Genomic DNA, 10918 nt, shown 5'->3' with positions numbered 1-10918 from the left:
GGTCCGTGAGGACGGCCATTGATGTAAAGCGAACACATTCCGCAAATACCTTCACGACAGTCGTGGTCGAAAGCCACGGGTTCTTTATTTTCACCAACCAGCTGCTCATTCAAAATGTCCATCATTTCGAGGAATGAGCTATCGGTTGAGATTTTTTCTAATTTATAGGTTTCAAAACGGCCTTTTTCCTTGGGGCTGTTTTGGCGCCAAACCTTTAGGGTGAGATTTATTGTTTTTTCCATGATTGATCTCCTTTTAAAAAGCCATTACTTGTAATTACGTTGAACCATTTTCACACTCTCGTAAACCAATTCCTCTTTATTCAAAGCAGGAGCTTGATTTTCACCTTTGTATTCCCAGCAGCCGACATAGGCGAATTTATCATCCTGACGTAAGGCTTCACCTTCAGGAGTCTGATATTCTTCGCGGAAGTGACCACCGCAGCTTTCTTCGCGGTTCAAAGCATCACGGGCCATCAGGTCGCCTACTTCAATGAAATCGGCTAAACGGCTGGCTTTTTCCAACTCAATGTTCATTCCTTCTTTTGAACCCGGAATACGTACGTTGCTCCAGAATTCTTTTTTGATTTCAGCAATCCGTTCAATGGCATGTTCCAGACCTTTTTTGTTCCGGGCCATTCCAACGAAATCCCACATCACCAAACCAAGTTCTTTGTGCAGGCTGTCCACAGAGCGTTTTCCCTGAATGCTCAGTAGCTTGTCGAAACGAGCTTTAACCGCTTTTTCAGCTTCAACGAATTCTTTTTCTTCACCAGTCATGCGTGGCGTACGAATATCGTCGGCCAGGTAGTTTTGAATGGTGTACGGCAATACGAAATAACCATCGGCCAACCCTTGCATCAATGCCGAAGCTCCCAGACGGTTTGCACCGTGATCGGAGAAGTTCGCTTCGCCGGCTGCGAACAGACCAGGAACGGTTGTTTGCAATTCATAATCAACCCAGATACCACCCATAGTATAGTGGATCGCCGGATAGATCATCATGGGCGTTTCGTATGGATTTTCATCAACGATTTTCTCGTACATCTGGAACAGGTTTCCGTAACGTGATTCAATCACATTCTTTCCGAGGCGTTCGATTGACGATTTGAAGTCAAGATAAACGGCTAAGCCGGTTCCAACACCGAAGCCTGCGTCGCAACGTTCCTTAGCGGCACGTGATGCCACATCGCGGGGAACCAGGTTACCGAATGCTGGGTAACGACGCTCCAGGTAGTAGTCGCGTTCGTCTTCCGACAGGTCGGTTGGTTTCTTTTTGCCGGCGCGAATCGCTTCAGCATCTTCTTTCTTTTTAGGAACCCAGATACGACCATCGTTACGCAATGATTCTGACATCAGGGTCAGTTTCGATTGGAATTCACCGTGAACAGGAATACAGGTCGGGTGAATTTGCGCCATGCAAGGGTTTGCAAAGAATGCTCCTTTGTGGAATGCTTTGATAGCGGCAGATCCGTTAGATCCCATTGCGTTGGTTGACAGGAAGAAGGTGTTTCCGTAACCACCGGTGGCCAATACCACCGCATGACCGAAATGACGCTCCAATTTTCCGGTTACCAGGTCGCGGGCAATAATTCCGCGCGCTTTTCCGTCGACAATAACAATGTCAACCAATTCGGTGCGGGTGTGCATTTTTACTGTTCCAGCGTTAACCTGACGCATTAAAGCCTGGTAAGCACCCAGTAGCAACTGCTGTCCGGTTTGACCTTTAGCGTAGAATGTCCGGCTAACCTGTGCTCCACCGAATGAACGGTTATCGAGCAAGCCGCCATATTCGCGGGCAAAAGGAACACCTTGAGCCACACATTGGTCGATGATGCTGTTACTCACTTCAGCCAAACGGTGAACGTTTGCTTCGCGGGCACGGTAGTCACCACCTTTAATGGTGTCGTAAAACAAGCGGTAAACAGAGTCACCGTCGTTCGGATAGTTTTTAGCAGCATTGATTCCCCCTTGTGCAGCGATTGAGTGTGCACGGCGAGGAGAATCCTGGATGGTAAAGTTTTTTACATTGAAACCCATTTCACCAAGAGAAGCAGCAGCAGCGCCACCAGCCAGTCCGGTTCCAACCACAATCACATCAAGTTTACGTTTGTTGGCAGGGTTCACCAGTTTTTGGTGATTTTTATAATTTGTCCACTTCTGGGCTAACGGCCCTTCGGGTATTTTTGCTTCTAATTTGCTCATAATTCAACTTCTTTTCGATTAAAATTTAATCAGGAAATACAATGGAATAATTGCGAAACCTACGGCTACAACAATGGCGTAAATTTTACCAATACATTGCAAACGCTTCAACCAATTCTTGTTGCTCATGCCAATGGTTTGGAACGCAGACCAGAATCCATGTGCCAAGTGGAAGCCCAGTAGAGCACCACCAATCATGTAAAGAACACTGAAAAGGACGCTTGACTTAAACAACTCGGATACAAGCAGGTACGTGTTGTGCATTTCTACACCGTCAATGTTAACCGATTCCAATCCTCCGGTTTTAACCGGGATAAAGAACTGGATGATGTGCATCACGAGGAAAACTAATACTAAACCACCAAGGACTAACATGTTGCGGGATGCCCAGGTGCTTGAGTAAGCGGCATTCGATTTGTCATAACCAACCGGGCGAGCTTTATAGTTTTGGAAACTAATAAGAAATGACCAGATGATATGCACAACGAATCCCAGACCAAGAACCGGCTCCATGATTTTAATCAACGGGTTTGTAGCCATAAAGTGTGCGCCCAGGTTGAATAACTCTCCGCTGTCGTCAAAAAGCAACAGCAAATTGATGCCCAAATGGACGCAAATGAACATCAACAGGAATAAACCCGAGATGCTCATAATAAACTTTCTTCCGATAGAGGCTGTCAGAAAATTGCTCATAGGATAACTAATTTATATTTAAACATTAATAAAATTTCAGCAAAAGCTCAGCAAATGTAGGGTGCTCAGGTTTCACCAACAACCAAAAGCAGCCCTAAAATAGCTAATTTAAACTGTTTCTAAGCACTGAAACCCGGAATTCAATTCAAGTGGTTAAATATCAGCCACATGTTGTTTGTGCGGATGTAAAATTTCTGTTAACAGATTGGCGGCAGAAAAACCAACTCTTCCACGAGTCTGGACAGCTGAAAAAGCAGCAAAATTAAAAGCTGGTTGCTGAACTAAAATCAACCGAGCAGGTCTGCAAAAGTTGATTCTGTGATTATCTTTTGTAGAACCAAGCTTTTTCCTATTTTTGCAGCGTTAATCGGTTCCATAGTTCAACGGATAGAACGACAGTTTCCTAAACTGTAAATCCGGGTTCGATTCCCGGTGGGACTACAAAATACTCCAGGTAATCAGGCGGTTGAGGGTTGTAGGGTACACTTTTCCATTCATTTTTGAGAGTTCCGCATAAAAGAGACTTCCATTTCTAAACACTCCCGCTATAAATCAAGCTGTAGAAGAATAATCTGTTTTAGTGAACGTATTAGTTCCAAGATAACAACTGAATATTGGTAGAACAGTTTTATTTTCAATGTGAAGTCGCCAAGACCCCCTCTAACATCAATATTATTCTATTTTTGTTTGCACGCTAAAATCATTTTGACGGTCATTGGCCGAAAAATGCTGTTTTGATCAGAATATACTGTTTCGATGTTTTATCGCAAATCGTCGATAAACCCCAAAAGGGTAAAAAACGGAATTTGCGAAAGAAGGTGTACATGGAAATCCATTTGGCGGATGCTGTTGAATTCGATTGTTGGCAGGGCTGTTAAGCAAGAATAGCGAATAAGGTTAATGTGTTGATGTAAGGCATTTAATATGAGTAAGATAGTGGTGGTCGTGGTAAGTGTTTTTTTGTTTGTTTCATTAGCTTCGGCAAAGGACAAAACTTCACTCGATTATGTGAATATACTGATGGGCACGGATTCGGGATTCAAGCTCTCGAATGGGAACACGTATCCGGCCATTGCCTTGCCGTGGGGAATGAACTTTTGGTCCCCGCAGACGGGGGGGATGGGAGATGGCTGGGTTTACAGCTATGATGCCGATAAGATACAGGGTTTTAAGCAAACTCATCAGCCCAGTCCGTGGATTAACGATTACGGCCAGTTTTCGCTGTTCCCAATGACCGGCGAACTGGTAATTAAAGGCGAAGAACGAGCAAGTTGGTTTTCGCACAAAGCCGAGATTGCCAAACCGAATTATTATAAAGTGTATCTGGCCGACTACGATGTGGTAACGGAAATCACGCCAACCGAGCGGGCCGCCATGTTCCGTTTCACCTTTCCGGAGAATGATAAATCGTATGTTCTGGTTGACGCGTTTGATCGCGGTTCGTATGTGAAAATCATTCCCGAAGGGAAAAAAATCATCGGTTATACCACCCGTAACAGCGGAGGTGTACCTGATAATTTCAGAAACTATTTTGTGATTGTATTCGACAAGCCTTTCATAAAAAGTAACGTTTGGAGCACCGATAAAATAGTGGAAGGGGTGCGTGAATTGGAAGACAATCATGTTGGAGCCGCCCTTCAATTTAAGACCCGAAAAGGAGAGCAAGTATGTGCCCGCGTGGCTTCGTCGTTTATAAGCTACGAACAAGCGGAACTTAATCTGAAGGAGTTGGGAGATGACTCATTTGATCAGGTAAAAGCCAAAGGTGCAGACATTTGGAATGAAGAATTGTCGCGTATTGCGGTGTCCGGGGGGAGCGAAGACCAGATGGAAACCTTTTACTCGTGCCTGTATCGCGTGTTGTTGTTCCCGCGTAAGTTCTACGAGTTTGATGCGGATGGGAACGTTTTTCATTACAGCCCATACAATGGCGAAGTGTTGCCGGGTTACCTGTTCACCGATAACGGTTTTTGGGATACCTTCCGTGCTGTGTTCCCATTCTTCAATCTGATGTATCCCTCGCTGAATGAGCAAATTCAGGAAGGATTGGCTAATGCCTATAAGGAAAGTGGCTTCCTGCCGGAATGGGCAAGCCCCGGGCACCGCGACTGTATGGTTGGCTCGAACTCGGCAACCATTGTCGCCGATGCCTATCTGAAAGGTCTGCGAGGTTATGATATAGACGCGCTTTGGGATGCTGTGGTGAAAAATACCACTCACGTTGGGCCGCTCCTTTCAGTTGGCCGCTATGGTTCCGATTATTACAACAAGCTGGGTTATGTGCCTTACAATGTTGGAATCAACGAGAATGTGGCCCGAACGCTCGAATATGCTTTTGCCGACTACTGTATATACAAGTTGGGTAAAGCCTTGGGCAAACCGCAGGAAGAGATCGCTATCTATGCTAAGCGTGCTATGAACTACAAAAATGTTTTCGATACGGAGTCGAAATTGATGCGCGGCAAGAATGATGATGGCACGTTCCAATCGCCATTTAGTCCATTCAAATGGGGCGACGCGTTTACCGAAGGGAACAGCTGGCACTACACCTGGTCGGTTTTCCACGATGTGAACGGATTGATTGACCTGATGGGAGGCCAGAAAGAGTTCGCCGGCATGCTGGATTCTGTTTTTGTGGTTCCACCAATTTTCGACGACTCCTACTACGGACAGGTGATTCACGAAATTAGGGAGATGCAGATCATGAATATGGGTAACTATGCGCATGGTAACCAGCCTATTCAGCATATGATTTACCTTTACAACTATGCCGGTGAGCCATGGAAAACCCAGTATTGGGTGCGGGAGGTGATGGATCGTTTGTATACGCCGCAGGCCGATGGTTATTGTGGTGATGAGGACAACGGCCAAACATCGGCCTGGTATGTGTTCTCGGCTATGGGCTTCTACCCGGTAACACCTGCCGTTGACGAATATGTGGTGGGGGCGCCGCTTTTTAAAAAGATTACCGTAACGCTTGAAAGTGGTAAAACCATAGAAATTGAAGCACCGGATAACAGCGCTAAAAACCGCTACGTTGAGTCGATGCGAATGAATGGAAAGAACTACGAGAATAACTTCCTGAAATATGGTGAGTTAATGAAAGGAGCTAAAATTACTTATAAAATGGGAGCCGAACCAAATAAGCAGCGCGGCATAAAAACAGAGAATTTCCCTTATTCGTTTTCAACTGAACTGAAGAAATAGAATATTGGTTTTCCGTCCGTTCAGGCACATGTAGCAAGTCCATCAGAAATTCAGGATTATTGACATGAAGGCTGGGGGAGATGGACGAAAAAACGGGTAATTCAGATTGACTGAGTTACCCGTTTTTCTCGATAGAAGTCGGTCGGACTAGTTCAACTTCGTGATTATAAATTCGGATCTTCGATTCATTTGGTGTTGTTCTTCAGAGCAGGGTGCTTGTTGCTCGTTATCGCAGTCGCACTCGTTCACAGGCTCCGATTCTCCCAGACCGGTTGCAGTTATGCGGTGTTGGTCAATTCCCTGGTCAATTAGATACTGGTGGGTTGATTGCGCTCTGGCTTCCGATAGGGAGAGGTTATAGGCAGCACTTCCTCTACAATCGGTGTGGCTTCGTACATCGATTTCAATTTGAGGGTGCTGCTTCATTACTTGGGTTATCTTTTGCAATTCGATAGCTGCATCCCGCCGGATATTGTGTTTGTTAAGATCAAAGTAAATCATTGAAATATCGAGTACTTCAGCTAAATCCATATCTTCGGTAATTCTATGATTGTCAGGTGTTAGGCTTAGTTCGATGTCTTTTTCAAATGTCTTGTCATGAACTAGAAGTTGGGCTTCATCTCCGATATAGTGGGGATGAGCTGCTCTGATCAGGTAGCCTGAATAGCATGGAAGTTCAAAGGAGAAGCGGCCTGATTCGCCGGTTTCAAGGCTGTCGAGCAGCTGTGACCCCGTTTGATCAAATACCTTGACAGTTGTTCCGGAAACGAAATTTCCTTTTGTTTTTTCTTTAACTAAGCCATCAATGGTCTTGTAGCAAGGGAAAATCCGGAAGCCATAGATATCGTCGTCTCCTTTACCGCCCTGTCGGTTTGACGTGAAAAATCCGACATTCGGTTCGTTCGCTTCGTGGTATCCGAAATCGTCCTGCGAGCTGTTAATCGGAGTACCCGGATTATCGATTCGCAGTTCGTCGTTTGCTGTCATTTGTGATTCAAAATTTCGGACGACAAAAATGTCCAGTCCTCCCATACCGGGAAGTCCGTTTGACGCGAAAAACAGATCTCCATTTGAATTTATAAAAGGGAAGGTTTCCTGTTTTTCGGTATTGATTTTAGGACCCAAATTAGTTGGTGTCCCCAGAGTCCCATCGGGTAAAACGTCAACTGAATATAGGTCGGAATGGCCAAAGCTACCCGGCATGTCTGAGGCAAAATACATTTTTGTACCCTCTGGGTTGAAACAGGGATGCGCTACGCTGTATTCATCGCTATTGAACCCAAGCGGCTCAATCTTATCCCATAAATTTTTGTCGATATTTTTCGACGCTTTAAATATTTTCAGTTTGTTTACTCGGTCTTTGGCTGTTCGATAGCGGTTGCGATAAAAGTTGTTGCGTGTAAAATAAAGGCTTTTGTGATCGGGAGTCAATGCAGCTGATGACTCGTGATATCTGGTGTTAATTTTCCCCTGAATCGGTTTCACGGCAAAAAATGTGCTGTCGTTTTCACGACTGGCAATGTACAAATCCAGGTAGGGTTGGCCATTCGGAGCATAAATCTCGCCTTCCTCGCGGGAAGATGAAAAGAACAGGCTGTCGCCAATTAATTCTGACCCAAAATCCGATACTTCGGTGTTGATATTCAAGTTGAATAGTTTGATTTTTTCAACTTTTTGCTGATGCTGACTGGAGTTCAATTCAGAGAACGAAACATAGTTTTTCACCGACCAGTTCTGATCTGTTGAAGCAAGGTAGTGAATCATCCAGCGATCCGCATCTTCGTAGTTGCCTATGGACTGCAATGCCTGTGCATAGCGAAAGAAATAGATCTCCTCGACTTCGCTTGTGTGCTTCACTAGTTCAACATACCACTTGCATGCCTCCTTCATTTGCCCGTTGAAATAAAATGAATCACCTAGCTTTTTTAGAATCGCAGGTGAATGATAACCGGTGTTGGCTAACTCCAACAAAATGGATGATGTTCTGATATATTTATTCTCCGGGCTATTGTCGGCTTCTTTACTCAAGCTTGCTTTTTGCCCGAAAACCAGATTGACCGTTAATGCAAGGATCAATAGGGTGCTGTATCTAAATTTTTTCATTCTCATTTGGATTAAAAGAATCTGGGTGATATTAATTTTTTCGGCCAAATCATTTCATACCTCAAGAGGATTTCGTGACTTCCGTGTTCGTAATTGTTGAGGCTTGTTGAGGTCACATCGTAAGAATACCCGACATAAAAGTTCTGATTGATTTGGAATCCGGCAAGCGTTGCGAACGAGTCATCCCATCTCCAGGCGGCGCCCACTACCAAGCGTTCAAACAACATGGTGTTTAACGAGAAATCAGCAATCAGCGGTGAGCCTGATACGGCTTTTAGTAAGGCTGCCGGTTTTAACTTGAATTGGGGCGATAACTCAACAACATAGCCTGCGATAAGGTAAAGGTGTATTTTGTTCTTTGCCTCGGCGAGCTGAATGTCGGAGTAATGTTTGGTCTCGAGCATGTTGGAACTTGACAAACCTAAATACCAGTTAGAGGCGTTCAGGTAGGCTCCGATTCCGAAAGTAGGCGACAGTTGACTTATATTCTCGTCAAAAGTAACGTCGGGCGAGAGGTAGTCTCCCTTACTCCAGTCAGCCCGAAAGGAATGAAAGCCTCCCTTTAGTCCCAAGGCCAGTTTCAAGTCGTGGCCTAGCCTGACTGAATATGAGTAGTTTGCATCTACGTAGGTCTCGGTAAGCGGGCCTGCTTCGTCGTTGACGATCGACAAACCTAGCCCTACATTCTCTTTGCGGGTGGGAGAGTGAATCGCCAGCGTTTGGGTTTTCGGTGCCCCGTCGACTCCAACCCACTGCTCGCGGTGCAACGCAAGGATACTTAACGCCTGACGCTGTCCGGCGTAAGCGGGGTTCACACTCATCGTGTTGTACATGTACTGAGTAAATTGCGGTTCCTGTTGCGCGGAAACAATGCTGGTAAAACTTAAAAATAGAACCAGTAGTAATAGTTTTGGCACAAGTTGACTTTTATTTGTCATTATGAATTTGTCTTTTTCCTGTTAACGATTTAGATATAACCAACCTACCAGCGGTTCTGAGCCATCTCCGAGGTTGAGGATATAATAATAGGTTCCAACCGGTAATCCGGTTGATTCGTTGAAAGTCGCTCGTCCGTTTGAGCTGCCATCCCATTCATTCGCATAGCCATTAGCGGTATAGACGACATTTCCCCATCGGTTATAAATTTTAAGATGGTTGTTCGGGTACTTCTCAATACATTCAATGTAAAACCGGTCGTTGGCGCCATCTCCATTGGGTGAAAACTCATTATAAACTTTTAGGCATTTTTGGTGGCTGGCGCCGGCTGTTGCGAATACAGCTTCAGTTTCTTCAGAGGTGGCTGTTGCTCGACTTTCAATTTTTCCACTGATCAAATCCTGCGACTGCACAATATAAGTTGAGGTGCAGGTCAAAACCTCGCCCGGAGCCAGTGTTGTTGCATTGCAATCTAACCCGATTAGGCCGGCCAACGCGTCAGAAATAGCCACATTGGTTAGTGTGATATTTCCGGTATTGACAACTTCATAAGTGAACGTTAAGCTCTCTCCGATAACACTGAAGGTTGAATAATCAATGAATTCAGAAAGGGATAATTCCGGATTCTGATTGGCATAGATCATTACTTCGTTACTTTCCTCAATCTCGGGTTCGGTTATTTCGGGCGCAGTGGCTGTCGCTGTATTCTTCACGTAGCCTCGATCCAAGTCGGCTTGGGTGACTTTGTAAATAGTGTTGAACACCAAGCTTTGCCCTGGTTCAATTTGTCCGATTTCCCATTCATCTTCCGTAAGCAAGTCAGTTAATTTGACCGCAGTCAGGTTTATGCCTCCCGTGTTGTGAATGCTGATTGCAAAGTGAATTTCATCACCAATTTGGCTGAATTCGGTTTCGCTGTTGCTATTGTTGATTGCAACCAAAACTTTGTCCAATAGCATAGCGGGAGCAGCCAGTATCTCAATATTAACAGTGGTTTGCGAACAATCATTGTCTGCATCGCAAAGCTGATAGGTGAAAGAGTCTGTTCCAACGTAGTTTTGGGTGGGCGTATAGGTGAACTGACCATTCGGGTTGAATGTCAGTGTTCCGTTCGCCGGCAGATCAATTGGAGTCCAACTGTTGCTTCCGTCGTTGCTCAATGTGTCATTAAACGAAACGGTTTCCTGAAGCACCGTGTTCTCAACGACCGTAAAGCTGTCGGCCATCGCAATCGGTTGATCAGTTTGGACGTCAACTTCATTCACCGTAACTGAAACGGTCACCGTATCCGTTCCGCCATTGCCATCCGAAACCGAGACCGTAAAGCTGTCGGTTCCGTTGAAGTCGGCATCGGGAGTGTAGGTATAGCTGCCATCACCGGCTACAGTAACCGTTCCGTTGGAAGGATCAGAAGCTTTGGTGAAGGTTAGCGGCGAATCGCCGTCAATATCAGTTGCTGTAACCAGTCCGCTTACCGGAGTATCTTCATCGGTCACCGGCGCATCAGCTACCGCCACCGGATCATCATTCACCGCATTCACCGTAATCTCTTGGTTGGCCGTTGCTGTTGTTGTACCGTCGCTGATGACATAGGCAAAGGTCTCGGTTCCGTTGTAGTTGGCATCCGGACTGAAGGAAATCGCATCAGACGCATCGATGGTGATTGTTCCGTTAGGAGTATCAATGGTCTGAGCTCCGCCAGTCAGGGTTGTTCCGTTAATCGACACAATGCTGAGAAGATCGCCGTCCACATCGCTGTCCCCGTTTTTGGGGTT

At 45.4% G+C, this 10918-nt stretch carries 7 protein-coding genes and 1 tRNA gene; 2 read left to right on the top strand and 6 right to left on the bottom strand.

Features of this window, described 5'->3' with window-relative positions; genetic code table 11:
* The 3 genes from ABZD21_RS19195 to ABZD21_RS19185 form a co-directional block, all read right to left on the bottom strand.
* The coding region (locus ABZD21_RS19195; RefSeq protein WP_372776750.1) for a 2Fe-2S iron-sulfur cluster-binding protein at positions 1 to 242 on the bottom strand (242 nt) is incomplete at its 3' end.
* A gap of 24 nt (positions 243 to 266) precedes the next feature.
* Positions 267 to 2204: a fumarate reductase/succinate dehydrogenase flavoprotein subunit gene (locus ABZD21_RS19190; protein ID WP_372776749.1), complete on the bottom strand. Its 1938-nt coding sequence runs from the start codon at positions 2202 to 2204 to the stop codon at positions 267 to 269.
* Between the two features lie 18 nt (positions 2205 to 2222).
* Entirely contained in the window at positions 2223 to 2897 is a 675-nt protein-coding gene (locus ABZD21_RS19185; RefSeq protein WP_372776748.1) for a succinate dehydrogenase cytochrome b subunit, read from the bottom strand.
* Positions 2898 to 3266: 369 nt separating this feature from the next.
* Between ABZD21_RS19185 and ABZD21_RS19180 the strand changes: the two genes are divergently transcribed.
* Together ABZD21_RS19180 and ABZD21_RS19175 are read left to right on the top strand one after the other, a co-directional pair.
* Positions 3267 to 3338 (top strand) — tRNA-Arg (locus ABZD21_RS19180).
* Between the two features lie 483 nt (positions 3339 to 3821).
* Positions 3822 to 6104, top strand: a complete 2283-nt coding sequence (locus ABZD21_RS19175) for a GH92 family glycosyl hydrolase (RefSeq protein ID WP_372776747.1) — start codon at positions 3822 to 3824, stop codon at positions 6102 to 6104.
* Positions 6105 to 6251: 147 nt separating this feature from the next.
* On the opposite strand, the gene ABZD21_RS19170 is transcribed toward ABZD21_RS19175, so the two are convergent.
* The 3 genes from ABZD21_RS19170 to ABZD21_RS19160 all read right to left on the bottom strand — a co-directional run.
* Complete coding sequence (locus ABZD21_RS19170) at positions 6252 to 8207, bottom strand: OmpA family protein (protein WP_372776746.1); 1956 nt, start codon at positions 8205 to 8207, stop codon at positions 6252 to 6254.
* A gap of 11 nt (positions 8208 to 8218) precedes the next feature.
* Positions 8219 to 9124 (bottom strand): type IX secretion system membrane protein PorP/SprF, encoded by a 906-nt coding sequence (locus ABZD21_RS19165; RefSeq protein WP_372776745.1) that lies wholly within the window; start codon positions 9122 to 9124, stop codon positions 8219 to 8221.
* Positions 9125 to 9166: 42 nt separating this feature from the next.
* A partial coding sequence (locus ABZD21_RS19160; RefSeq protein ID WP_372776744.1) for an Ig-like domain-containing protein occupies positions 9167 to 10918 on the bottom strand: 1752 nt, incomplete at its 5' end.

Source organism: Mangrovibacterium sp., assembly GCF_041596335.1.
Classification (GTDB): domain Bacteria; phylum Bacteroidota; class Bacteroidia; order Bacteroidales; family Prolixibacteraceae; genus Mangrovibacterium.
This window is presented reverse-complemented; position numbering and strand designations above follow the sequence as displayed.

Bases quoted from the DNA above. Each gene is read 5' to 3' on its own strand.
- ABZD21_RS19190 (WP_372776749.1), bottom strand. From the start codon at position 2,204: ATGAGCAAATTAGAAGCAAAAATACCCGAAGGGCCGTTAGCCCAGAAG.
- ABZD21_RS19185 (WP_372776748.1), bottom strand. From the start codon at position 2,897: ATGAGCAATTTTCTGACAGCCTCTATCGGAAGAAAGTTTATTATGAGC.
- ABZD21_RS19175 (WP_372776747.1), top strand. From the start codon at position 3,822: ATGAGTAAGATAGTGGTGGTCGTGGTAAGTGTTTTTTTGTTTGTTTCA.
- ABZD21_RS19170 (WP_372776746.1), bottom strand. From the start codon at position 8,207: ATGAAAAAATTTAGATACAGCACCCTATTGATCCTTGCATTAACGGTC.